Here is a 25,531-nt window from a genome sequence, read left to right on the forward strand (position 1 = left end):
TCCCTGCTATCGCGCGTACTGCTCGACGAAGTTGCGCAGGATCTTCATCGGTTCCGTCGCGGAGAACTGCCGGGCGCTCTCCATCAGGAATTCGGCCGACTCCGGCGGGAAATAGCCGGCATGGCGGTAGATGTCGATCCTCGTGATCAGTCCCTCCGCGTCGAGCTCGGGGTGGAACTGGGTGGCGTACAGGTTGGTTTTGATCCGGAACATATGCACCGGACAGTCCGCGGAGCTGGCCAGCAGCACCGCGTGCGAGGGGAGGACGGTGCAGCCTTCCTTGTGGCCGGTGAAGGCAGTGAAGCTTTCCGGCAATCCGCGCAGCAGGGGATCCTGCAGCCCTTCCGCCGTCAGCTTGATGGTAGTGCCGCCCAGGCCCTCGCCGTAGGTCCGGTCGATCACCGCACCCTGGTGCAGGCCCAGCGTGCCGACCCCATAGCAGGCTCCGAGGAACGGAAAATCGGCGGGCACAATGCGGTCCAACAGCAGGGCAAGTTCACGCTCTACCCGGTGCTGGGCCGGGCTTTTGTGGTCTGCCGGGTCGCTGGACGTGAAGGGGCTGCCGCCCACGATCACTCCGGAGTACGCGGAGAGGTCCAGCTCGGGCAGGGGCCCGGCTTCCATCCGGATGCGCCGGAGCTGGGCGGGTTCGAGTCCGCCGTAGCGCAGGTAGGCCTCATATTCTTCCTCGGCGGCCTTGTCCTCGGCGCGGGAGGCAAGCAGTAGAAATGGCTTCACACGCTAAGTCTGCATGGAGCCGCCCCCGGGCGCCATGGGCGCGCCGGGGGCGGTAGGTAATGCTGTGCGGCGGGCAATGCCCTGCAGCGGAGTCGCGCGATCCGCCGCGGGGATCAGTCCTCGATCGTGGCGATCACTGCGCCGGCGGATACCGTCGCACCGGCGACGGCGGCCAGGCCCGTAATGGTGCCCGCCCGGTGCGCCGTGAGCGGCTGCTCCATCTTCATCGCTTCAAGCACGACGACGAGATCACCTTCGGCAACCACGTCGCCTTCAGCGACGGCCACCTTCACGATGGTGCCCTGCATGGGGGAGCTGAGCGCGTTGCCGCCGGCGGCGGCAGCCGGGCCGCCGGAACGGGAGCGCTTCTTGGCCTTGGCCGGCTTGGCGGAACCGCCTCCGGTGCCGAACGAGCCGAGCGACGCGGGCAGTACCACTTCAAGGCGTTTGCCGCCAACTTCGACGACGACGCGCTGGCGGTCGCCGGCGTCGGACGCCTCAGCGTCGGTGCCGGTGGGGGTCCACGCGGGAATGTTGTTGACGAATGCCGTCTCGATCCAGCGGGTGTGGACCTTGAACGGCCCCTCGGCCGGGGCGAAGTCGGGGTTGGTAACGACGGCAAGGTCGAAGGGGATGACGGTGGGGATGCCCTCCACCACCATCTCCTCCAGGGCGCGGCGGGAGCGCTGGAGTGCCTGCTCACGGGTGGCGCCGGTGACGATCAGCTTGGAGAGCATCGAGTCGAAGTTGCCGCTGATGACATCGCCCTGCTCCACGCCGGAGTCGATCCTGATGCCGGGTCCGGTGGGGTTCTTCAGGGCGGTGATGGTGCCGGGGGCGGGCATGAAGTTGCGGCCCGGGTCTTCGCCGGTGATACGGAACTCGATGGAGTGTCCGCGCACCTCGGGGTCGTCGTAGCCCAGCTTCTCGCCGCGGGCCAGCCGGAACTGCTCGCGGACAAGGTCGATTCCGGTGACTTCCTCGGAGACGCAGTGCTCCACCTGGAGGCGGGTGTTCACTTCGAGGAACGAGATGGTGCCGTCCTGGCCCACCAGGAACTCGCACGTTCCGGCGCCGAGGTAGCCCGCCTCCTTGAGGATGGCCTTGGAGGACTCGTAGAGGCGGCGGTTCTGCTCCTCGGTGAGGAACGGTGCCGGTGCCTCCTCCACGAGCTTCTGGTTGCGCCGCTGCAGGGAGCAGTCGCGGGTGGAAACCACCACGACGTTGCCGTAGGCGTCCGCCAGGCACTGGGTCTCGACGTGGCGGGGCGCATCCAGGAAGCGCTCGATGAAGCATTCGCCGCGGCCAAAGGCAGCTACGGCCTCACGGACGGCGGATTCGAAGAGCTCGGGGATTTCTTCCCGGGTGCGGGCCACCTTGATGCCGCGGCCGCCGCCGCCGAAGGCAGCCTTGATGGCCACGGGCAGGCCGAACTTGTCCACGAAATCGAGGATCTCTTCGGCGGACTCCACCGGGTCGGCCGTGCCGGGGACCTGCGGTGCTCCCACTTTCTCGGCGATGTGGCGGGCCTGGACCTTGTCGCCGAGGGCGGAGATCGCCTCGGGGGAGGGGCCGATCCAGGTGATGCCGGCTCCGATAACCATGGCCGCGAACTGGGCGTTTTCGGCCAGGAAACCGTAGCCGGGGTGGATGGCGTCCGCGCCGCACTGGTGGGCCACCTCGATCAGTTTTTCCATGACCAGGTAGGACTCCGCGGCGGTGTTGCCGCCCAGTGCGTAGGCCTCGTCCGCAAGGCGCACGTGCAGGGCATCGCGGTCCGGATCGGCGTAGACAGCCACCGAGGTGATGCCTTCGTCGCGGGCGGCGCGGATGATGCGCACGGCGATTTCACCGCGATTGGCGATCAGGACTTTGCTCAGCCGCTTGGAGCTCGTCAGGGCGGCACCTGCGTGGCTTGGGGCGGCTGACTGCTCTGGACTTGCGGACTGCTCCGTATTTGCTGACAAGGCGTCTCCTTCTTTCCTTCAGGGAGCCTAGCGCGATTTTGAGGGTTCCGCCGATTTTACTTGCGGATTCCGCGTGTAGAGCTCCCGACGTTTGTAGGGAAGCTACAAAGAGTTGCGAATTGACTCACTCGGCGCGGACTTCAGCAGGGTCGATGGCGCCGCCGGTCCACAGCTCGGTGATGCCCACCTGCGCCTGGCTCAGCAGCCCGCGAAGGGTGGAAATGGAGAGCCCGACGACGGTGTGGGGATCGCCGTCGACCTTTCGGATGAAGGCCCCGCCGTAGCCGTCTATGGTGAACGAGCCGGCGCACTGGAGCGGCTCGCCCGTGGCGATATAGGCCTCGATCTCCTCGACGCTCATCTCCATAAAATGAACCTCCGCGGAGGTCACGGAACCCAGCGTCGCACCGGAGCCTGCGCCCGACCCGTCGCTGTCCTCCGACGGGTCGGCGTCTTCGCCGTCGCCGTCGGGATCCGTGTCGCGGCAGTCCACCAGCCAGTGGCCGGTGTGCAGCACGCCCATCCTGCCGCTCATGCGCAGCATCCGTTCCCTGGCGACTTCGGCCGTGTACGGCTTGCCGTGCGCCTCGCCGTCGAACTCGAAGACGGAGTCGCAGCCGAGCACCAGGGCCCCTTCCGCCTCGGGCAGCGAGGCGACGGCCTCCGCCTTGGCGCGTGCCAGCAGCAGGGCCGTGTCGTGCGGATCCGTCACGCCGTAGCGTGCCTGGACGGCGTCTTCGTCCACGTCGGAGACCAGGATCTCGTGCCGAATGCCGGCATGGCTCAGCAGTTTGGTGCGGGCGGGGGACTGGGAGGCAAGAATGAGGCGGGTCACGGCTCCAGCCTAGTTCCCCCTGAGTCGCATTGTCGCTGGGCCCGGTTGCCCGGGCTTTGTCGCTCAAGTCTTATTGTCGGAGGTCGGCGGGATAGTGGGTTCATGGACGGGAAACAGGGACCGAAGGGGGCTCCAGCGATGCGCCCATAGCCACGTCCGGGATCGGGACCTCCCCGATGGCATCCGAAGCGGCTGACCGGCTTCGGCGGGCCATGATCAATCTCCTGGCCGTTAATATCAGGTCAGTTAATGCCAGGGCAATTAATGTCATAGCCCAGAGGGACACTTGAGTTGTGGATGGGAATTGGGGGTCCGAAGCACTTCCGGCAGCAGCGGAATGCTGTTGTGGTTGCTGCTGCGGCCAGGAGCCAGGAACGGATGATGCAGCTGTGGCTCCAAGTGGTGGAACCCAGGTCATTTCTGCGGGCGGTACCTCTGCGGACGGCGGAGCCCGGCTGATTGATGAGATCCGGGCATTGGAAGACAGGAAGTCTGCTTTGGCTGCCCGTCAGGCCCACGGGCGAGGGCAATCTGCGCGGCACTGCCCGCCCCGAGCTGGTCCGCGGTCGTCCCGGCGTCGGACTGCTGCCGGCGCTGCAGTCGGTCAAAGGCGACGGACAGCCGGTCGCGAATCCCCGGCCAAGGGGAGCCGGTTGCTGGGCCTGGCCAAGGCCTTGGTGATGGAGATGCCGCACACACTTGCTGCCTTGGAGGCTGGGCAGCTGAATGAGTGGCGGGCCACGCTGTTGGTCCGCGAGACGGCATGCCTGTCCGCGGCCGACCGATGCTCAGTCGATGAGGAACTCGCGCCCGACGAGGGAACCCTATCCGGCATCGGCGACCGGAGCCTAGTGGCCGCCGCCCGTTCCGCTGCCTACCGCCGCGACCCGCGCTCCGTTACCCAACGAGCCGCCCACGCTGCCACGGCGAGGCATGTCAGCCTCCGTCCGGCTCCGAACACCATGTGCTACCTGACCGCTCTGTTGCCTGTCTCGGCCGGAGTAGCGATTCACGCTGCCCTTACCCGGCAGGCCGACACGCTGCGCTCGGCCGGGGACAGCCGCTCCCGCGGACAGATCATGGCCGATGATCTGGTTGAACGCGTCACCGGGACGCCGGGCGGGATCAGCGGCATCGAAATTCAGCTCGTCATGACCGACCGCACCCTCTTCCAAGGCGACGGCGAACCCGCACGCCTCCCCGGCTATGGGGTGGTTCCCGGCGGCTGGGCCAGAAGCATCATTGGCCGGGGTCGTTCGGCGCCAGCAACTTCGCTGCCCGGCGCGTCCACGGAGGCTGGATCCGTGCCCAGCTCGTTGCCATCAGGAGCGGCTGGGGCCCACGCCTTCAACACGTGGATCCGCCGTCTATACACGGCCCCCTCCACGGGTGAGCTGGTGGCGATGGATTCCCGGGCCCGGCTTTTCCCTGCGGGACTCCGCCGCATCATCGAGGCACGCGACGACACGTGCCGCACCCCCTACTGCGACGCCCCCATACGCCATCTGGACCATATCGTCCCCTGGCACGGTGGCGGCGCTACAACAGAGGCAAACGGCGCCGGGCTCTGCGAGGCCTGCAACCACACCAAGGAAACGCCGGGCTGGAAGGCGCACCCGGCAAACGGACCAAACGCCGCCGGTGGAACCAGGCATGCCATCCAACTGACTACTCCCACGGGCCACAGCTACCGATCCACCGCACCGCCGCTGCCGGGGACTCAACGTGGTAGCCCGACCGCGGACTCCGGCCGCCCGGAAGAATTCCGACATCAGAAGGAGCAGCGCCACCGGAAAGAGCTCCGCCACCACGCCAAGGTTCAAAGGCGTACCCTTCGGTCATTGCGGAACGAATCAGTCGCGGCGTAAGTGAGCCAAGGACCATGAGAGCACGGCCGGTGAAACAGAGCCGCCCGCCGATCGAGTCATCAGCGGGCGGCTCACAACGGACTCGAAGAGTTCTGTCAGCGTGCGCCGACATCTTCGGGGTCTGCCTCGGCGGGGGATCCGACGCCGGGTGCAGCCTTGCGGAGCTTCGCGCCTTCCACATCCACATCGGGCAGGACGCGGTCCAGCCAGCGCGGCAGCCACCAGGCCTTACCGCCCAGCAGGTACATCACGGCCGGGACGATCGTCATGCGCACCACGAAGGCGTCCACCAGCACACCGAACGCCATGGCGAAGCCAAGGGGCCGGACCATATTCAGGTGCGAGAAGATGAAGCCGGCGAACACGCTGACCATGATGATGGCAGCCGCGGTCACCACCGCGGAGGCATGGCTGAACCCGCTCCGGACGGCGTTCTTGGCTGATTCCCCGTGCATGAACGATTCGCGCATGCCTGAAGTAATGAACACCTGGTAGTCCATGGCCAGTCCGAACAGCACCCCGATCAGGATGATGGGCAGGAAGCTCAGCACGGCACCCGGATTTTCGACGCCGAACACCGCCCCCAGCCAGCCCCACTGGTAGACAGCCACTACGGCGCCGAAAGCCGCGGCGAGGGACAGCAGGAAGCCTCCGGTGGCGAGCAGCGGCACCACAATGGAACGGAAAACCAGCAGCAGCAGAATCAGGGACAGTCCCACCACGATTGCCAGGTAAGGAGGCAGGGCATCGCCGAGCTTGGTGGAGACGTCCACGTTGCCGGCGGTCTGGCCGGTGAGGCCGATGCTAACCCCCGTGGCGTCCCGGATTTCGGCGTTCCTGGCCCGCAATTCCGAGACCACCTGAACCGTGCTGGCGCTTGCCGGACCGTCCTTCGGAATGACCTGGAACACAGCGGTGCGGCGGTCTTCGCTGAGGGCGACCGGGACGGCCGCGGTGACGTTATCCACCCCGCGGAGGATGTCAGCGACGTCGAACTGTTTTGCCTGGGCTTCCTCTTCGGTGAGACCGGCGGGGAAGTCGCCCACCACCACGATCGGGCCGGTCATGCCTGCGCCGAAGCTGCGGCCGGTAACATCGTAGGCCTTGAAGGCCTGGGACTCCACCGGCTCAGAACCGCCGTCCGGAAGCGCCAGGCGGAGCTGGCCGGCGGGCAGCGCCAGGACGCCCAGCAGCGCCACGCCAGCCAGCAGCGCCATCACCGGGTGTCGGGTGACCAGGCCGCCCCAGCCATGGCTGCTGCGGTGTTCTTCCCTTGCCCGGTCCTCTGTCTCATGGCCGGGCGCGGCGTTGTGCCGCTCGGCTTTGGCCCACGCCCGCTTGGAGATCAGTTTCCGGCCAACCAGCGAGAGCACCGCCGGGGTGAGGGTCAGCGCCACGACGACGGCGACGGCGACTGTTGCGGCGGCGGACAGGCCCATGACGGCCAGGAACGGCAACCCCGGAACCACCAGGGCGGCCAGTGCGATGATGACCGTCAGGCCCGCAAACATCACGGCGTTCCCCGATGTTCCGGTGGCCAGGGCCACGGATTCCTCAGCATCCATGCCGGTCAGCAGCTGGTTGCGGTGCCGGTTGACGATGAACAGCGAGTAGTCGATGCCTACGGCGAGGCCGAGCATAAGCGCCAGCATGGGGGAGATGGAGCTCATGTCCACGGCCCCGCTGAGGGCAAACGTGGCGCCCACGCCAACAGCCACGCCCACCAAAGCCATCAGCAGCGGAAGCCCCGCGGCGATCAGGGTACCCAGCATCACGATGAGCACCAGGGCGGCGATGGCGATGCCGAGGATTTCCGAGATGCCGAAGAGCTCGGAGATGTCTTCGGTAATGTCCTTGCTGGCCAGGGCCGTGACGCCGGCGGCGGACGTTTCCGCCGCGATGTCCTGGACCTGCTGCCGTGCCTCGGGGGTCAGCCCGTTGATGGAGGTTTTGAATTGCACCTGGGCGATGGCGGCCTTGCCGTCCTCCGACACGAACCGCATTCCCCGGGACGCCTCCAGCTGGCGCTTGCCGGCCGAAAGCTTGGCGGCGCCCGCCTCCAGCTCCTTGGTGCCGGCGTCGAGCTTTGCCTGGCCCTCCGCGAGGGCTGCCTTTTGCTGGCCAAGCTGCGCTTCAATCGCCGCGGCAGGCAAGCCGGCGGCCGTCATCTGCTGTTCTGCGGCTTCAAGCCGGGCCTTGCCCGAAGCGAGCTCGGCGGCAGCCTGATCCAGCCGGGCCTGGCCCGCTGCGGCCTGCTGCTCACCGGCCGCGAGGTCGGCAACCGCCTGGTCGAGCTGCGCCTGCGTCGCAAACGGATCCACTGTTCCCTGGACGTCGGGAAGGGTCTTGAGCTTGGTCAGTGCGGCGGAGACCGCATCCTTGCCGGCCTGGCTAAACTGGGTGTCCCGTGCCTCGAAGACAATGCTGGCCGACCCGCCGGAGGCGTTGGGAAGCTCCTTCTTGAGCTTGTCCGCCATCCGCTGGGTTTCGGTGCCGGGGATCTGGAAGTTGTTGGACATGGTGCCGTGGAAGGCCGCGGCAGATCCGCCAACGGCGACAAGCACGGCCAGCCAGAGCGAAATGACCAGCCAACGGCGGCGGTACGAGAACCTGCCGAGGCGGTACAGGAAGAGGGCCATGTCAGTGCCGATCTGTGGAGGGGGTGGCGGTGGGCAGGAAACCTGAGCCAAGCAGGCCCATGGCATCGATCAGGAGCTGGCGGAGTGTCGACAGCGACTCGGCGGAGAGGTCTGCGCCGCACCGGGCGAACCAGACGTCCATGGCGGCCTTGCCGCAGGAGATTACTGAACCGGCCAGCGCGCGAAGGTAGAGCTCATCGGGTTCCGTGCCCGGCGCCCCGGCGAAGCGCTCGCGGGCGGCTTCGATGATCTGCTCGGTGCAGTGGTCCCAGGCTTCCAGTTCTGAGCGGTTCAGTTGCGGATTCGACTGCGCGAGGCTGTACAGCTCAGCCATGGGCGCCACCGTCATGGGATCGGCCAGCTGCACCAGGGCAGCCCGCGCCGATTCAAGGATGGGCTCGTCGGAGGGCCTCAGCCGGAACTGCGCCAGGGCGTTGTCCAGGAAGCCGTGGGTCATGGAGGCCAAGGCGGCCTCCGTGCTGCTGAAGTAGTTGAAAAAAGTCCGGCGGGAGATTGCGGCGGCGTCGGCAATGTCCTCAACGGTGAAGTTACCGGGTCCTTTGCTGCGCAGGAGCTGCCGGGCGGCGTCGGTGATGGCCTGGCGCGTCGCGGCCTTGTTGAGTTCACGTCGCGAGGGCGCCGGGGTTGCAGCGGTGTCGCTGGCGGTCTGGGTCTTGGGCACGCACTTACACTACGTGCATGTTTACACTCTGTGCAAGTTTTTTATGGAGCGATTCACAGCTTCCTGACAGATTCGTGACAGCTAATCCGTAAGCGGATCCCCCAGCCTTGGAGAAGGTGGGCGAACTGTATCCACCTTCGGAACAGCCGTACACTTGCGGCGGATTTGAGGAGACGTCCCATGGCAAGCAGAAAGAAGATAGGCCTCGGCCTGGGCGCCGCTGCCCTGGTCCTTGGAACCGGCATCGGCGTCAGCGGGATAGCGTCGGCCGCCACGACGCCGACACCTCCGCCGTCCGCCAGCGCATCGCCGGATTCCGGCCATGGCCACGACCGCGGTCACAAGGGAGGCCGGATCGGGCACGAAGGGGGCGTGCGGGCGTCGGAGCTTGCCGCCAAACTCGGTGTCGACGAAGCGAAGGTTACCGACGCGCTGAAGTCATTCCGTGAAGCAAATAAGCCCTCCGGACGCCCTGCGAAAGGGACGAAGCCTGACCGTGCGGCCATGGAAGCGGCGCTGGCAAAATCCCTGGCGGAGTCCCTCGGCGTAGACGAAGCCAAGGTCACTGCTGCGCTTGAGGAGTTGCGCAACGAAGCTCAGTCCGAGCGTGCAGCTGCCCTGAAGTCCCCGGCTGGACGAGGCCGTAGCCGACGGCAAACTCACCCAGGCCGAAGCCGACGCTGTTACCAAAGCCGTCGAGAAAGGCGTGATCGGCGGCGGCCACTAGGCCCGTCCCACCATACGAGCGCGAACGTACAGTTGAGGCCCCAAACCCGTGTGGGTTTGGGGCCTCAACTGTACGTTCGCGCTTTCTGGCGGGTGGTTTCTAAGCCTTGGTGCCGGCCAGCTCGCGTCCGTCCGAACCCGTAGAAGCTCCGGCGTCGGCGGCCGAGGGATCTGCGGCGGGCTCGGCGTCGTCGTCCACGAACGGGTCACCGTTGCGGGGAGCGTTGTACAGCGCCTCGTCCAGGATGCCCTGGCGCTTTGCGACAATCGTGGGGACCAGCGCCTGTCCGGCCACGTTGACCGCGGTGCGGCCCATGTCCAGGATCGGGTCGATCGCCAGCAGGAGGCCGACGCCGGCCAGCGGCAGTCCCAGCGTGGAGAGGGTCAGGGTCAGCATCACGACGGCGCCGGTGGTTCCGGCGGTCGCGGCGGAGCCCAGCACCGAGACGAGGGCGATCAGCAGGTACTGGCTGAAGTCCAGCTGGATGCCGAAGAACTGAGCAACGAAGATGGCGGAGATGGCCGGGTAGATTGCAGCGCAGCCGTCCATCTTGGTGGTGGCGCCCAGCGGCACGGCGAAGGATGCGTAGGCGCGGGGAACACCCAGGCTGCGCTCGGTCACGCGCTGGGTCAGCGGCAGGGTGCCCACGGAGGAGCGGGAGACGAACGCCAGCTGCACGGCGGGCCACACACCGGAGAAATACTGCTTGACCGACAGCCCGTGGGTGCGCACCAGGACCGGGTAGACCACGAACAGGACCAGGGCCAGGCCGACGTAGATGGCGAACGTGAACTTGCCCAGGGAACCGATGGTGTCCCAGCCGTAGACAGCCACGGCGTTGCCGATGAGGCCCACCGTGCCCAGCGGCGCAATCCGGATGATCCACCAAAGGACCTTCTGGATGACAGCGAGGGCTGAGGCGTTGAGGTTAAGGAAGGGCTCGGCGGCCTTGCCGACCTTCAAAGCGGCCACGCCGACGGCGATTGCGATCACCAGAATCTGCAGGACGTTGAAGCTGACGGCCGTGGTGGCCACTCCCTCTGTGACTGTGGTGCTGGCACCCAGGCCCAGGAAGTTCTTGGGGAAGAGGCCAACGAGGAAGGCCCACCAGTCACCGGATTTGCCCGTGTACTTGGCTTCCTCGGTGATGCCGGTGCTGGCGCCGGGCTGCAGCAGCACTCCCAGGCCGATGCCGATGAGCACGGCGATCAACGACGTGATGGCGAACCAGAGCAGAGTGTTCCAGGCCAGCTTCGCGGCATTGGATACCTGCCGCAGGTTCGAGATGGAACTGACGACTGCGGTGAAAATAAGGGGTACCACGGCGGTCTGCAGCAGCGAGACGTAGCTCGAGCCGATGGTCTGCAGGGTGGCGCCGAGTGCGTTGGGGCTCGCCTTGGTGCTGCCGGTGTATTTAGCCAGGAGGCCAAGGCCCAGGCCCACGATCAGTGCTGCGATGATCTGGAAGCCGAACGAACCGGCCCATTTGGGCAGCCGGAAGCCGGTGTTTCCGGCGGGGGAGGGGGTGCTGGTTTGAGTGGTCACCCGAACACGCTAGGCGGATGTTTCATACCATCACGAACGCACGTTGAGAAATGTTACGGGAATAAATTCGCTGTGCGCCTCGAAAATCCCCGAAGAATGGCGTCATTGGGCAGTTTTATGAAGTTATTCCCGGGAAGCGTGTGGCAAACGTCTCGCAGAACGGGCCGGACCCCGGGCTGCGCCAACCATGACGGCTTACGTCAGCAACGCGCGCTTGAGGGTGTCGAGTCCTACGGAGCCGATGTTCAGGGCTTTGGTGTGGAATTCCTTGAGGTCGAAGCCGGGGCGCGCTTCGAGGTCGGCGCGGATCTGCTCCCACAGCCGCTGGCCCACTTTGTAGGACGGCGCCTGGCCCGGCCAGCCCAGGTAGCGGGCGAACTCGAAGTTGAGCTGGCCCTCGCTGATCGCCAGGTTCTCCTTCAGGAAGTCGTAGCCCTTGTCCGGCGTCCAGGTTCCGCTGCCCCAGCGTTGCGGAACCTCCAGCTCCAGGTGGACGCCGATGTCAAAGACGACCCGTGCTGCCCGCATGCGCTGCATGTCCAGCATGCCCATGTGGTCTCCCGGGTCCTTCAGGTAGCCGAGTTCCTGCATCAGTTTCTCGGCGTAGAGTGCCCAGCCTTCGCCGTGCCCCGACGTCCAGCAGACGTTGCGGCGCCACTTGTTCAGCAGCTCGCGGCGGTAGATGGCGGTGGCGATCTGGAGGTGGTGTCCGGGGACGCCTTCGTGGAACACCGTGGTGGTCTCGGCCCACGTGGTGAAGGTGTCCTCGCCGGCGGGGACCGACCACCACATCCGGCCGGGCCGGGTGAAGTCGTCGGAAGGTCCGGTGTAGTAGATGCCGCCCTCGTCGGTGGGGGCGATCAGGCACTCCAGCGTCTTCATGATGTCCGGAATCTCGAAGTGCACTCCGGCGAGGTCCGCCACGGCCCTGTCTGAGAGGCGCTGCATCCAGGCCTTGAGCGCGTCGGTGCCCTGGAGTTGGCGCGCGGGGTCGCTGTTCAGGATCTCCTTGGCTTCCTCCACCGAGGCGCCGGGGCGGATTTCGGCGGCCACGCGTTCCTGTTCGGCGATGAGCCGTTCAAGTTCCTGGACCCCCCAGGCGTAGGTCTCATCGAGGTCTACGGTCGCACCCAGGAACTCCCGCGATGCCAGCGCATAACGGTCCCTGCCCACGGCATCCTTGGCCGGGGCGACGGGCAACAGTTCGGTCGAAAGGAAGTCCGCCAGCTTCGTATAGGCGGCGCGGGCCGCGGCAGCTCCGTCGTCGAGCCTTGCCTGAAGTTCCGCGGAGAGCGGTCCTTCCGTGGTCTTTGCACCGGCGGCCATATTGGCGAAGAAGCCGTCCTCGGCAGCGTACTTGGTGCCTTGTTCGATGACGATTGACACCTGCCGCGCAGCCGAGACCTTGCCCTGCTCCTTGGCGGACCGCAGCGATTCGATGTAGCCGTCGATCGCTCCGGGAACGCTGTGGGCGCGGCCGGCGATGTGCTCCCAGTGTTCCGCGGACTCGGTGGGCATCAGGTCAAAGATGGCACGGATGTCCTGTGCCGGCGATGAAATGTTGTTCAGGTCGGCCGTGTCCCAGCCGGATTCGTGGATCTCCAGCTGCAGGCCGAGCCGTTCGCGCATGGCGTCCAGCGTGACGGCGTCGACGTCGTCTGCCGGCTCCAGCCCGTCAAGGGCACTGAGAGCGTCCTTGGCCGCCGTGATGAACTCTTCGATTCCGGCCGGTGAGAAGTCCTGGAATTCCGTCTCGCTGCCCGGCACCCCGAGGGTCGTGGCGAGGCTCGGGTCGAGCCGGATGAGGGTGTCCGTATAGGCGTCGGCGACGGCGTCGATGGCTGTTTGGGGGCGCGCGGAGGCTGCGGGTTCGGTAGTCACCCCACGAGACTAACGGCGCAATCCCGGTTATGAAAGACTCACTGAACTTTTCGGAGTGTCAGCGGCCGCCGCCGCGGCGGCCTTTCGGCGCCGGCTTTTAGCCCCGGCTGCGCTTCCAGGCGCCCGGGCCCGGCGTGGGAGCCAGCCGCAACTGCTGCCGGCGGACCCACTGGCGGACGCTTGGCTTCGATTTACCCTCGCCCGCGGAGGTGCCCAGGGACAGCACGACGGCGGCCAGGGCCGCCAGCTCCACGTCCGTGGGCTCGCCCTTGACCACGGAGAACAGCGGCTCCTGGGCGGCCGTGTCGCCGGGCACTGTTTCGTCCCCGGCCGACTTACCCGCGGCGTCCCCGGCCGGCTCAACTTCCGGCGTCACAGCGGGATGTTCCCATGCTTCTTGGCGGGCAGGCTGGCGCGCTTGTCCCGCAGCGCCCGCAGGCCCTTGATGATCTGCACCCGCGTTTCGGACGGGGCGATGACGGCGTCCACGTAGCCAAGCTGGGCCGCCTGGTACGGGTTGAGCAGCTCTTCCTCGTACTGCCGGATGACCTCCGCGCGCTTTGCCTCGACGTCACCGCCGTTTTCGGCCACGGAGGCGAGTTCACGGCGGTACAGGATGTTGACGGCGCCCTGGGCGCCCATAACTCCGATCTGTGCCGTGGGCCAGGCCAGGTTCAGGTCGGCGCCGAGCTTCTTGGACCCCATCACGATGTAAGCCCCGCCGTAGGCCTTGCGGGTGATCACGGTGAGCTTGGGAACAGTGGCCTCGGCGTAGGCATAGAGGAGCTTTGCGCCGCGGCGGATGATGCCTTGGAATTCCTGGTCCTTGCCGGGGAGGAAGCCGGGCACGTCCACCAGCGTGATGATGGGGATGTTGAAGGCGTCGCAGTGCCGCACGAAGCGCGCCGCCTTTTCCGAGGCCGAGATGTCGAGGGTACCGGCGAACTGCATGGGCTGGTTGGCCACTATTCCCACGGTGTGGCCTTCGATGCGGCCGTAGCCGATCATCACGTTGGGCGCATAGAGGGCCTGCATCTCCAGGAAGTGGCCGTCGTCCACGATCTGCTCAACGACCTTGCGCATGTCGTAGGGCTGGTTGGCGGAATCGGGGATCAGCGCGTCCAGGGCGAGGTCGTCGTCGTCGACATCCAGTTCCTGCTGATGTTCCAGGACCGGGGCTTCCGCCAGGTTGTTGGAGGGCAGGAAGTCCAGGAGTTCGCGGACGAACTCGATGGCGTCCGTCTCGTCCGCGGCCAGGTACGTGGAGGTTCCGGTGGTGGCGTTGTGCTGCCGGGCGCCGCCCAGGGTCTCCATGTCCACGTCCTCGCCGGTGACCGTCTTGATCACATCAGGGCCGGTGATGAACATGTGCGAGGTCTTGTCCACCATGACCACGTAGTCGGTCAGCGCGGGGGAGTAGGCCGCGCCGCCGGCGGAGGGGCCCATGATGAGGGAAATCTGCGGGACGACGCCGGATGCGTGGACGTTGTTGCGGAAGATGTCCGCGAACATTGCCAGGGAGGCGACGCCTTCCTGGATACGCGCCCCGCCGCCGTCGAGGATGCCCACCACGGGGCAGCCGTTGCGGAGTGCGAACTCCTGCACCTTGACGATCTTCTCGCCGTTGACCTGGCTCAGCGAGCCGCCGTAGACCGAGAAGTCCTGGCTGTAGACCGCCACGGGACGGCCGTCCACCGTGCCGTAGCCGGAGACGAGCCCGTCCCCGAGGGGCTTCTTCTTTTCCATGCCGAAGGCCGTGGACCGGTGCACTGCCAGGGCGTCGAACTCGACGAAGGAGCCCTCGTCCAACAGCAGGTCGATGCGTTCGCGGGCCGTGTTCTTGCCGCGTGCGTGCTGCTTCTCGATTGCTTCGGGGCCGGAAGGCTGCTCGGCACGAGCCTGGCGGTCGCGGAAGTCTGCAATCTTGCCCGCTGTCGTTGTCAGATCGTGGCTCATCAAGTGTCTCCGGCTCTTTAGCTGATAGTCGCTGGTCCTGTGGCGCGTCGATGCTTAAGTAGCTTCCGCACAAAAACAAGACCCTGTTGGCTAGTCTAGTGACGCTATTGGCCCGGACCGCTGTAGAAACCCTACAATTTTCCGCCGCGGAGTAACGCTGACCGCTATGTTACCCATCAGTAACATAGTTCGGTTAGAGTGTCCCTATGACTTCAAGCAACGATGCTTCGGGCACCGCCGCAGGGCCGTACCAGGCCGCCGGTTCCCTTCAGGGCCGCACTATCCTGATGTCCGGCGGCAGCCGCGGCATCGGGCTGGCCATCGCCCTCCGCGCCGCCCGCGACGGCGCCAACATAGTGCTGATGGCCAAGACCGGCCAGCCGCACGCGAAACTCGAAGGAACGGTCTACAGCGCAGCCGAACAGCTGGAGGCCGCCGGCGGCCAGGCGCTCCCGCTCGTAGGCGACGTGCGCAATGACGACGACGTCGCCGGGGCGGTTACCGCCGCCGTCGAACGGTTCGGCGGCATCGACATCGTGATCAACAATGCCTCGGCCATCGACCTTTCCAAGACCGACGCCGTGGACATGAAACGCTATGACCTCATGCAGGACATCAACGTCCGCGGCACGTTCCTGCTTTCCAAGCTCTCGCTGCCGGCACTTCGGCGCTCAGCGTCCGCAAATATCCTGACCCTTTCGCCGCCGCTGAACCTGGACCCCAAATGGGCCGGAATGCACCTCGCCTACACCATGGCCAAATACGGAATGAGCCTCACCACGCTCGGACTGGCCGAGGAGCTCAGGGGCGACGGCATTGATGTCAACTCGCTCTGGCCCTGCACCCTGATCGACACGGCCGCCATCCGCAACATGCCCGGAGGCGAAAACATCGTCAAGGCCGCACGGGGGCCGGAGATCATGGCGGACGCGGCGCACGCCGTACTGACGGGCAGTAACGCAGTGGGGCAGGGGGCCTCGCGGAGCGGCAACTTCTATACGGATGAGCAGGTGCTCGCCGCAGCCGGCGTGACCGATTTTTCCCGGTATAGCCTCGGGGCGCCGGAGGGCCGGCTGGTCCCTGACATTTTCCTCTGAGAACGCAGCCTCCGCCGCCGTGGGTGCGGCAACTCGGTAGGATTCAACTATGGACGCCCCCCAGCCTGCAGACGGCCAAGACCCGAGCAATGTGCCTTCCTCCGAGAGCAACCCCGAGGTGGCTTCCGCAGCCCTGCCGGAGGCCGTGACCAGGGTCGGGCTGAACAGGAATGAGTTGAGCAGCGAGGATTTCCTGGCGGCCAACGGGATAGCGCAGCTCATTGTGGTGGACTCAACGGGGTCCACGAACGCGGACCTCCTGCAGGGAGTGACCGTGGACCCGCACGCCTGGCCGGACCTCTCTGTGCTGACCGCTGAGCACCAGACCGCGGCCCGCGGCCGGCTCGACCGCCATTGGGAGGCGCCGCCGCTGAGCTCCGTGTCCGTCTCGATCGTCCTCCGGCCGGTCAACGCCGACGGGCGGCCGCTGCCCACCCACAGCTACTCCTGGTTTTCGCTGCTCGCAGCCCTCGCGCTGCGGGAGGCACTCCTGGAAACTGCAGGCATTCCTGCCGAGATCAAGTGGCCAAACGACGTCATGGTCCGGGGCCGGAAGATCGCCGGCATCCTGGCGCAGCTGGGACCCATGGGCGACGGGACTGTTCCGCCCGTTATCCTCGGCACCGGCCTCAACGTCACGCTGACCGCTAAGGAGCTCCCCGTTCCCACGGCCACGTCCGTACTGCTTGAGAGTGCCCGGACCGTCGACCGCACCGCGCTGCTGAAGAGCTACCTTTCGCGCTTTGCCGCCCTGTACCGCAACTTCTGCAACGCCGACGGCGACCCCGCTGCCGGGATGGTCGGCGGACCGTCGCTGCACAAGCGGGTAGAAGCGGTGATGTCCACTCTCGGCAAGCAGGTGCGCGCGCAGTTGCCGGGTGACCACGAGATCATCGGCCATGCGTCCCGCCTGGACGAGTATGGCTCCCTGCTGGTGGTGGACGCAGGCAAGCACGAGCATGTGGTGACTGCCGGTGACGTGGTTCACCTCCGGCCATGGACGCCGCCGGGAGCGCCGGGCGGATCGCAGAACGGAACCGCGGAAAGCGGATATGCGTAAAGACCTCCTGCCGGGGGAACAGGTCATCACTGTCACCCGGCCCCAGCCCCGGAAACTGGCTTTTCCAGGGTTGCTGTTTATCCTCGTGCCTGCCTTGGGGGCCTTCGCGAGTGCTTGGATCGTCAAAGGGGAACCGGCAAGGCTGGTCCCGCTCATTACCGGGGAATGGACATTTTGGCTTGTCGCAGTGTGCGTCGCCGGAGTTGCGTGGATACTGTTGGGGTATTGCCTGCCGCGTCTGCTGAGATGGCACGCTACCCGGTACGAATTGACCAGCAGGCGGATAGTTGCCCGTTACGGCATGTTGCGCAGGAGGGACGTGCAGATCTCGCTCGCGTCCGTGCGCCACGTCGGGGTCAGCCAGTCGCTGTGGCAACGCATATTGCGTTCAGGGAATATATCGTTGGATACCGGGCATGGTGAGGATACGGTGATCCCGGACGTTCCGGAGGCCGCGAAGTTTCGAAATTTCGTCCTCGATGCGATCGACGAACTGCCGGTGGGTGTGATGTATGAGGCCGACCGGGCCCGGGAGAATGACGGGGACGCGCCGCCGTACAGGCCGTGGAACATAAGGGAGCCGTGGGACACCAGGGAGCAGTGGGATACGAGAGAAGGTGGAAGAGATGAGCGTTGAGAATACCGGGTCCGTGAACAACGCCGAGCCGTCTGAGCTGCCCTCGCCGCCGGATGCCGTAGTGGAATCCGCCACACTCGAAGCCGCGGTCCTGGAAACGGCCACCCTGGAACCGATTTCGTTGGAGTCGGTCCCGGCACTGGTGGACCGCGGATCAGTTGGCCCCGCTTCGCTCGATGCCGCCTCGGTTGAAGCGCCGGTGCTCGGAACATCCCTGCCAGGTGATCCTCCCAGTGCGCGGCCGGCAGTGCACCAGCCGATACCCCATGACCCCGCGCCCTATGATCCTGCCCACGCTGGCCGGTCCGCCGAGTCGGTGGAACCTACGCCCACCGGAACGCTTTCCGCCGAACGGCTCGCAGCCAAGGCGCTGGAAGCCAGGCTCCTTGGCGGTGAACGCAAGCTGCGCCGCCGTGAAGTGGCGGCCGGCGCCGGGCTGTCGCTGCTGTCCGCACGCAAACTTTGGCGCGCGTTGGGGTTTCCCAACCTGGGCGACGAGGATGTTGCCTTCACAGAGCGTGACCAGGCAGCGCTGTCCACCGTGGTGGATCTGGTCCGTACGGGGAAGCTCACCGAAGAGGCGGCCATTTCCGTCACCCGCGCCATCGGCCAAATGACTGACCGCATGGTGGTCTGGCAGATCGAAGCCCTGGTGGAGGACCTGGTCCACCAGAAGGGTGTGCCGGATGCCGTGGCCCGCAAGATGCTGGTCAAACAGCTGCCGTCCCTGGTGGATGCACTGGAGGAGATGCTGACGTACTCCTGGCGACGGCAGCTGAATGCCGGTGTCCAGCGCCTTGCGGTGCGGGCCGAAGCCGGACTGCAGGCCAGCGAAGAGGGCCGTGAAGGCGACGAGGACGATGCCCCGCTGCCCCTCGCGCGGGCCGTCGGCTTTGCGGACCTGGTGTCCTATACGAGCCTTTCCCGGCGCATGAACGAAAAGACACTCGCGCAGCTGGTGCAGCGATTTGAGAACAAATGCGCCGAGATTATTTCGGTCGGCGGCGGCCGGCTGGTGAAAACGGTGGGTGATGAAGTCCTTTATATTGCCGAGACACCGGCGGCCGGTGCCGAAATCTCACTCGCACTCTCGCATGCCTTCACCGAGGACGAGATTCTTCCGCAGGCCAGGGTCGCCATGGTGTGGGGCCGCATACTCTCGCGTCTGGGCGACATTTACGGTCCGACCGTTAACCTCGCGGCCCGCCTGACGGCGCTGGCCGATCCCGGGACTGTCCTGGTCGATTCCATGACGGCCGCGGCGCTGGAACACGATGAGCGGTTTATCCTCGAGCCGCAGCAGGCCGAGGAAGTCCGCGGGTTCGGAGAAATCCATCCCGTCCTGCTCCAGCGCGGCAGCGGCAGGGGCCTGGTCCTGGACTAAATATTCGGCCTATATTTCGGCCGCGGGGAATTTCGGGTACAGGTTTCTAAAATTGATGGTCTTATGACATAGTCGGACTGATCGGGCTATTTTGCAGCGAGTCCTGGCATGCCCGGAATGCATTTTTGCCGGGGGAAAACCGGCAATGCCGCAATGCTGATCCCTGTGACGGACGGAACCGCAGGTCAGGCGGTTGGGGAGTGCTCCCCATCGCGCACCCGGCACGCGTTGGGTAGGCTGTCGCGGGAAACAGAGAGCCCGGTACCGGGTCTTTGGAAACGCTGCCCTGGGGGCGGCTGCGATTTTGAGGGAATTGAAAACTTGTGACAACTCTGTTCGGCAAGCTGGGTCTCAGGGAGCGCCGCAGGAAGTTGGTTTCGGGCACCGTTTTTGCGGTGGCCGGTGCTGCGCTGGTGGCGGGCGCGGTGATCTATCCCGGATTCAAGACCACTGAGGTGGAATTGAACGACGGCGGCGTGTGGGTGGTCAGCAAGGCCAGGAATGCTGTTGGTCGGCTGAATTATCCCTCGCGCGTGCTGGACGGTGCGGTGACGCCGGCGAGCACCACCTTCGATATCCTGCAGGACGCGGGAGACGTCTTTGTGGACGATGAGACCGGGTCCACCCTCAACCAGGTGTCCCCGGCCAACATGCAGCTCGGGGGTGACAAGCAGCTGCCCGGTTCGGCGGATGTCAGCTTCGGTACAGAGGTCATTTCCGTGACCGATCCCGCCAAAGGCAAAGTCTGGGCCCTGTCTCCGTCGACGGTCAACGCCTTCGACGAGGAAGCGACCGAACCGGCCCTGGTCGGCTCGGAAGGCCTGGTGTCCGCGGTCGGTTCTGACAACCGGATCTACAGTGCCGATCCGAAGTCGGGCGCGGTGACTGTCACCACCGTGGATTCGAACGGTGCGACCACGGCCACCGAGTCCAACACCTGGGACGGTCTTAAGGGCGCGGGGGATCTGCAGCTGGCCGTGGTGGGGGACAAACCGGTGGTGCTGGACGCGGGCCGGGGGAAGCTGTTCCTGCCGGGCGGCCGGGAGTTGGCGTTGGCGGATGCCCGGGATGCGAAGCTGCAGCAGTCGGGTCCGGCTGCTGATTCGGTGGCTGTGGCGACGCAGAAGGCGTTGTTGAAGCAGCCGCTGGACGGGTCCACAGCGAAGACTGTTTCGTTTGACGGTGAGGGTGTCCCCGCGGGGCCGGTGCAGCTGGGCGGGTGCATCCATGCAGCGTGGTCGGGGGCGAACAAGTATGTCCGCGACTGTGAGAACGACGCCGATGACAAGAACGTGGACGTGCCCAAGGCGAGTGCGTCGCCGTCGTATGTGTTCCGGGTGAACCGGGACCTGGTGGTCCTGAACGACGTGAACTCGGGCAATGTGTGGCTGGTAAACCAGAACATGCAGCTGGTCAACAACTGGGACGATGTGGTCCCGCCCAAGAACCAGTCCGATGACCAGGACCAGGAGTCCGCGGACAACAACACCATCAACATCCTGCCGGACCGCAGCAAACCCAACCGTCCGCCCGAAACCAAGCCTGACACCGTTGGCGTGCGGCCAGGCCGCACCACTATCCTCAGCGTTTTGGACAACGACTCCGACCCCGACGGCGACGTCCTGACCGCGTCAGTCGGCAGTTCCGGTCCCACCTCGGGCACCCTCCAGAACATCTACGGGGGGACGGCCTTCCAGATCACCGTGCCGCCCGATGCCAAACCCGGTGCCGAGACATTCGGCTACAACGCCTCGGACGGGCGCGGGCTCTCTGCCGGCGGCCAGGTGGCCCTGAATGTGGTTGGTCCTGACGAGAACAAACCGCCCGTGTTCAAGCGCGGCGAGGCCACCACCATGCTGGTGGAGCAGGGGAAAACCGTCAGCCAGAACATCCTCACCGACTGGACCGACCCCGACGGCGACGACCTGGTGCTGATGGACGCCAAGGCAGACAACGAGCAGGACCAGGTCAAGGTCCGCCGCGACGGTCTGCTCACCTACCAGGATTCCGGCGCCGCGCCGGGCAAGAAGACCGTCACAGTGTCTGTCTGGGACGGCCGTGACACCACCACCGGAAAGGTAGTGGTCAACGTGCAGCCGCCGGGCGCCCTCGCGCCGGTGGTCAACGCCGACCACGTCACCGCCGTCGTCGGCCAGGACCTGGTGATCGCACCGCTTAAGAACGACGTCGATCCCAACGGCGGTGCCCTGCGGCTCGCCCAGGTGGAAGCCTCCGGACCCGCAGAACTCGGCCCCGTCACTGACGGCGGCACGTTCACCTTCCGCAGCGAGACGGCCGGTCCCGTCTACCTGACGTATATTGCCAGCAACGGCCCGCAAAGCAGCCAGGGGCTCATCCGCGTGGACGTGGAATCAGGCAAGGACACCGGGGACCCCGTTGCGGTCCACGACGTTGCGCTCATGCCGACCGGCGGCAGCGTTCTCCTGGACCCGCTGGCCAACGACTCCGATCCCTCCGGCGGAGTGCTGGTCCTGCAGTCGGTCCAGATGCCGGACAACACCACCGCATCGGTCAGCGTGATCGACCACAGCGTGCTGCGGATCACCGACGTCCTCGGGACCAAGGATCCCTTCACCTTCCAGTACACGATGTCCAACGGCCGGAAGTCCGCCACCGGCAGCGTCTCCGTGGTACCGGTGCCGGCACCCGCCGTCGTCGAGGCGCCCCAGCCCAAGCCGGACGAAGTGAACGTCCGCGTCAACGACGTCGTCACCATTCCGGTGCTGGCCAACGACACCCACCCGCAGGGTGAAAAGCTGACCGTGGACCCGGTGCTGCCGCAGGCAGTGGCGCCGGAGGACGGCAAGAGCTTCGTCTCTGAAAACACACTGCGGTTCATTGCCGGACCGCAGCCGAAGACGGTTCGCGCCATCTACAACGCCGTGGATCCGCAGGGACAGAAGAGCGCCGCTGCCGTGACCATCCACATCCTGCCGCTGGAAGGTGCCGAGAACTCCCGGCCGCAGCCCAAGAACCTCACGGCACGGGTCGTGGCCGCCGGCAGCGTCCGGATCCCGGTGGAACTGGACGGCATTGATCCCGACGGCGACTCGGTCCAGCTGACCGGTATCGACAGCACGCCCAACATGGGCACCGCCACCGTCGGCAGCAACTTCATCGACTTCACCGCAGCGGGCGACGGCGCGGGCACGGACACGTTCCGCTACAAAGTGGTGGACCGGCAGGGCGCCGTCAATACCGGCACCGTGACCGTGGGCATCGCGCCGCGTGGCGACGCGAACCAGAAACCAACGCCCGTTGACGACGACATCCAGGTCCGGCCGGGACGCCAGATCGCAGTGGACGCCACCGGGAATGACACTGACCCCGACGGCGACCCCATCGGCATTGCGGGCGACGGCATCGAGGCACCCGCCGAACTTCAGGCGACCGTCAGCAAGGCGAGCGGACGCATCATCCTGCAGGCGCCGGGCAGCGAAGGCACGGTGAACGTCCGCTACACGATTGCCGATGACCGCGGCGCCTCCGCCCAGGCCACCATCCGCGTGAACGTCCAAAACGACGTGCCGCTGCAGGCACCCATCGCCAGGGACGACCGCGTGACCTCCGCCCAGACGCTGGGCAAGACCGCCGTCGACGTTCCCGTGTTGAAGAACGACGAAGACCCGGACGGTGTGGGGGAGAACCTCAGGATCGCCACGGACGCCACCACCGCCCGTCCGGGGACCGATGGCAACATGATCGTGGAGCTGACCGAGCAGCCCCAGCTGATCCCGTACACCGTAGAAGATGTGGACGGCCAGAAGTCGACCGCCATCATCTGGGTGCCCGGCGTTGGGCAGCAGGTCCCCACGCTGGCCAAGGATGAGGTCCTGGAAGTCGTCGCCGGGCAATCGGTAACGGTGGACCTGAAAGACTGGGTGAAGGTCCGCGACGGACGTTCGCCCCGACTCACCCAGGCGGACCGGATCAAGCTGATCGGCTCCGACGGCAGTGACCCCGTTGCCGGAAACGGCGCGGCCATCAACTACAAGGCCGGACAGGACTATGTCGGCCCCGGCTCCATCAGCTTCGAGGTCACGGACGGCTCCGGACCGGACGATCCCGCCGGCCTGAAATCCACCCTCAGCATTCGGACCAAGGTGCTGCCGGATCCCAACCGGAACAACCCGCCCACCCTGCTCGGAAGCTCAGTGGACGTCCCCAAGGGTGAAAGCGCTGACACCGACCTGGGCCGGCTGACCTCGGACCCGGACCGGGACGACGTGGACAACATGAAGTACGAACTGGTGGGGGACGGCCCCGCCGGCTTCAATGCCCGCATTGACGGCAAGACCCTCAAAACGACCGTCGAGGGCTCAACGGCCACCGGCACGTCCGGAGCGGTCCAGGTCAAGGCGAAGGATTCACGGGGACTGGAAGCGACCGCGACGTTCCAGCTCGCTGTCACCGCTTCCAACCGGCCCAAGCCCGTGGCCAGTGACGACCTCGAGCCCAACGCGGCCGCCGGCAAGACCGTGTCCGTGGATGTCCTCGCCAACGACTCCAACCCGTTCCCCGAAACGCCGCTGAAGATCGTCTCGGCAGGAGCCGAAACCGGGCTCGGCAATGTCGAGGTGGCCGGCGGCAACATCAACGTCACTCCTGCCCCCGGTTTCACGGGAACGCTGATTGTGTCCTACACCGTGGCGGACAAGACCGGCGAAACATCCCGGCATGCCACGGCCCGGGTCCGACTGACAGTCAAGGACAAGCCGCTGGCACCCGCCACGCCGCAGGCGCAGAGTGTCGGTGACCAGACGGCCCTGCTGAACTGGACCGCCCCGGCGGACCGCGGCTCGCCCATCACCAAGTACACGGTCTACGGTGAGGGCGGCTACCAGCAGGACTGCCCGGCCAACTCGTGCACCCTGAACGGCCTGGTGAACAACACCAAGTACCACTTCCAGGTCACGGCCACGAATGAGTTCGGCGAATCAGACAGGTCCCCGGCCTCCGCCGAGGTCCGCCCGGACGTCAAGCCGGACACACCGGTTGCCCCTGCGCTGAAATTCGGCGACAAGCAGCTCACCGTTGCCTGGTCCGCCCCGGCCAGCAAGGGGTCGCCGGTCAAGTCCTACGACCTGGAGATCTCCCCGGCACCCGCCGGGCAGAACGCCCAGATCCAGAACCTGACTTCCCTCAGCTACGTCTGGAAGGGCCTGCAGAACGGCGTTGCCTACAAGGTCCGGGTCCTGGCCCGCAACGATGCCAAGGAACCGTCCGAGTGGAGTGCCTACTCGGCCGCGGAGACCCCGGCCGGTGTTCCGGTGACCCCGGCCGCGCCCAGCGCGGCGGCGGCAAGCTCGGTGGGCACGCAGAGCCAGCTGAAAGTGGATTGGACCGCGCCGAACAACAATGGCGATGCCATCTCTGCCTACACGCTGACAACGCTGAGGGGCGGGGCTGTCGTGGCCACGCAGCAGGTCTCCGGGACGTCGCAGAACGTCACCGTGGATAACTCCGAGTCCGGCTACACCTTCACCGTGGCCGCCACCAACAAGGCCGGCACTTCGGGCACGAGCGCGCAATCCGCGGCCGTGCGGGCCGTGGGCAAGCCGGACATGGTCGGCAAACCGACCGCGACCCTCTACGACACCGGCGGAGACGGCGGGAAGATCGATGTGAGGTTCCCTATCCTGACCGATGCCCAGCGCAACGGTTCGACAGCCGGCGAAATCACCTACAAGTACCGGCTGACTTCCGGCGGCGGCAGCGGCAACATACCCGCCGGCGGCGGAGTTGTGGCCGCGGCCAACGGCACCGATACCGCTGTGGTTGTTTGGGCCGTGTCCTCCCGCAGCTCGACTGCCGGCGACGCCAGCCCCGCATCCAACAGCGTGAACCCCTACGGGCTGGCCTTCGCGCCCACAGTTACCGGCAGCAACAGCAGCGGCGTCGGGGACAGGACAGTCTCCTGGACCTGGAACCAGCCCAGCGGCAACGGCCGTGCGGTGACCGGCTACCAGTACAGCGTGGACGGCGGAGGCTGGCAGAACACCGATCAGCGGTCGTTCTCGAAGACTGTTGGATACAGCGAGACGGTCCAGTTGCGTGTCCGGGCCATCAGCGCAGGGCAGCCGGGCCGATTCGGCAGCGATACCTCGCGCAGCGGGGCGGAACCGCCGCCACCGGCTCCGACATCCTGGGACATCACTGTGACTCCGGTCCGCAGCTGCACGGAACCCAGCAGGAACACCGACAGCTTCCGTGAAGGCAACCCCTCAAGCTGCATCTCTCCGGGCAAGTGGATGAACGCGGGCGTCACGGCCCAGTCCGACTACTACGTCGTCTGGTACCAGAGCAGCGATAACCCGAGTGGCATCTGGTACCACCTCACGTCGGGGCCTGCCGCCGGAAACTTCGTGCGGCATGACACCACGAGCAGGGAAAACTCAGGACCGCCGTCAGGCATGCCCAGACGGTGACACTGACCCAACCAACACAAATAGACTAATCGCTGGACGAAGCGGGCTGCGGCCCGAAGTTTCACC

General features: G+C 66.1%; 15 protein-coding genes and 1 pseudogene. 7 read left to right on the plus strand and 9 right to left on the minus strand.

Annotated elements, in window-relative coordinates; translation table 11 throughout:
- Positions 1-6: 6 nt before the first annotated feature.
- The 3 genes from J2805_RS15190 to J2805_RS15200 all read right to left on the minus strand — a co-directional run bounded on the left by J2805_RS15190 (position 7) and on the right by J2805_RS15200 (position 3,540).
- Positions 7-738 carry a glutamine amidotransferase gene (locus J2805_RS15190; protein ID WP_309977649.1) on the minus strand — a complete coding sequence of 244 codons (732 nt, stop codon included), beginning with the start codon at positions 736-738 and terminating at the stop codon, positions 7-9.
- 113 nt (positions 739-851) lie between these two features.
- Entirely contained in the window at positions 852-2,705 is a 1,854-nt protein-coding gene (locus J2805_RS15195) for an acetyl/propionyl/methylcrotonyl-CoA carboxylase subunit alpha (protein ID WP_396134370.1), read from the minus strand.
- Positions 2,706-2,829: 124 nt separating this feature from the next.
- Positions 2,830-3,540: a Maf family protein gene (locus J2805_RS15200; protein ID WP_309977650.1), complete on the minus strand. Its 711-nt coding sequence runs from the start codon at positions 3,538-3,540 to the stop codon at positions 2,830-2,832.
- A 389-nt stretch (positions 3,541-3,929) separates the two neighbouring features.
- Between J2805_RS15200 and J2805_RS15205 the strand changes: the two genes are divergently transcribed.
- A complete protein-coding gene (locus tag J2805_RS15205; RefSeq protein WP_396134371.1) occupies positions 3,930-5,408 on the plus strand; it encodes an HNH endonuclease in 1,479 nt (492 codons plus the stop codon).
- Positions 5,409-5,503: 95 nt separating this feature from the next.
- Here J2805_RS15205 and J2805_RS15210 read toward each other — a convergent pair whose 3' ends face one another.
- Positions 5,504-8,047: an MMPL family transporter gene (locus tag J2805_RS15210; protein ID WP_309977651.1), complete on the minus strand. Its 2,544-nt coding sequence runs from the start codon at positions 8,045-8,047 to the stop codon at positions 5,504-5,506.
- 1 nt (position 8,048) lies between these two features.
- Positions 8,049-8,729, minus strand: coding sequence for a TetR/AcrR family transcriptional regulator (locus J2805_RS15215; RefSeq protein ID WP_309977653.1), 681 nt, complete (start codon positions 8,727-8,729; stop codon positions 8,049-8,051).
- Between the two features lie 180 nt (positions 8,730-8,909).
- Here J2805_RS15215 and J2805_RS15220 point away from each other — a divergent pair.
- Positions 8,910-9,456: pseudogene (locus tag J2805_RS15220) on the plus strand (hypothetical protein).
- A gap of 99 nt (positions 9,457-9,555) precedes the next feature.
- Here J2805_RS15220 and J2805_RS15225 read toward each other — a convergent pair.
- The 4 genes from J2805_RS15225 to J2805_RS15240 form a co-directional block, all read right to left on the minus strand.
- A complete protein-coding gene (locus J2805_RS15225) occupies positions 9,556-11,001 on the minus strand; it encodes a dicarboxylate/amino acid:cation symporter (protein ID WP_309977655.1) in 1,446 nt (481 codons plus the stop codon).
- A gap of 195 nt (positions 11,002-11,196) precedes the next feature.
- Entirely contained in the window at positions 11,197-12,882 is a 1,686-nt protein-coding gene (locus J2805_RS15230; RefSeq protein ID WP_309977657.1) for a DUF885 domain-containing protein, read from the minus strand.
- A gap of 97 nt (positions 12,883-12,979) precedes the next feature.
- On the minus strand, positions 12,980-13,198 hold the full coding sequence (locus J2805_RS15235) for an acyl-CoA carboxylase subunit epsilon (RefSeq protein ID WP_309978025.1): 219 nt from the start codon (positions 13,196-13,198) through the stop codon (positions 12,980-12,982).
- Between the two features lie 56 nt (positions 13,199-13,254).
- The gene (locus J2805_RS15240) at positions 13,255-14,838 is read right to left on the minus strand and encodes an acyl-CoA carboxylase subunit beta (RefSeq protein WP_309977660.1); all 1,584 of its coding nucleotides are present in this window, start codon (positions 14,836-14,838) and stop codon (positions 13,255-13,257) included.
- A gap of 206 nt (positions 14,839-15,044) precedes the next feature.
- Here J2805_RS15240 and J2805_RS15245 point away from each other — a divergent pair, with 206 nt between their 5' ends.
- The 5 genes from J2805_RS15245 to J2805_RS15265 all read left to right on the plus strand — a co-directional run bounded on the left by J2805_RS15245 (position 15,045) and on the right by J2805_RS15265 (position 25,465).
- Positions 15,045-15,935 carry an SDR family oxidoreductase gene (locus J2805_RS15245; protein WP_309977662.1) on the plus strand — a complete coding sequence of 297 codons (891 nt, stop codon included), beginning with the start codon at positions 15,045-15,047 and terminating at the stop codon, positions 15,933-15,935.
- Between the two features lie 49 nt (positions 15,936-15,984).
- Positions 15,985-16,995, plus strand: a complete 1,011-nt coding sequence (locus J2805_RS15250) for a biotin--[acetyl-CoA-carboxylase] ligase (protein ID WP_309977664.1) — start codon at positions 15,985-15,987, stop codon at positions 16,993-16,995.
- Positions 16,988-17,632, plus strand: coding sequence for a PH domain-containing protein (locus J2805_RS15255; protein ID WP_309977667.1), 645 nt, complete (start codon positions 16,988-16,990; stop codon positions 17,630-17,632). The genes J2805_RS15250 and J2805_RS15255 overlap by 8 nt, the downstream gene beginning before the upstream one ends.
- A complete protein-coding gene (locus J2805_RS15260) occupies positions 17,622-19,016 on the plus strand; it encodes an adenylate/guanylate cyclase domain-containing protein (protein ID WP_309977669.1) in 1,395 nt (464 codons plus the stop codon). Before J2805_RS15255 ends, J2805_RS15260 begins: the two co-directional genes overlap by 11 nt.
- A gap of 323 nt (positions 19,017-19,339) precedes the next feature.
- Positions 19,340-25,465, plus strand: coding sequence for an Ig-like domain-containing protein (locus tag J2805_RS15265; RefSeq protein WP_309977671.1), 6,126 nt, complete (start codon positions 19,340-19,342; stop codon positions 25,463-25,465).
- Positions 25,466-25,531: the final 66 nt, after the last annotated feature.

Source organism: Arthrobacter oryzae (genome assembly GCF_031454875.1).
GTDB lineage: Bacteria > Actinomycetota > Actinomycetes > Actinomycetales > Micrococcaceae > Arthrobacter > Arthrobacter oryzae_D.

Coding starts and splice junctions, on each gene's coding strand:
- J2805_RS15210 (WP_309977651.1), bottom strand. CDS start 8,047: ATGGCCCTCTTCCTGTACCGCCTCGGCAGGTTCTCGTACCGCCGCCGT.
- J2805_RS15240 (WP_309977660.1), bottom strand. CDS start 14,838: ATGAGCCACGATCTGACAACGACAGCGGGCAAGATTGCAGACTTCCGC.
- J2805_RS15245 (WP_309977662.1), top strand. CDS start 15,045: ATGACTTCAAGCAACGATGCTTCGGGCACCGCCGCAGGGCCGTACCAG.
- J2805_RS15250 (WP_309977664.1), top strand. CDS start 15,985: ATGGACGCCCCCCAGCCTGCAGACGGCCAAGACCCGAGCAATGTGCCT.
- J2805_RS15255 (WP_309977667.1), top strand. CDS start 16,988: ATGCGTAAAGACCTCCTGCCGGGGGAACAGGTCATCACTGTCACCCGG.
- J2805_RS15260 (WP_309977669.1), top strand. CDS start 17,622: ATGAGCGTTGAGAATACCGGGTCCGTGAACAACGCCGAGCCGTCTGAG.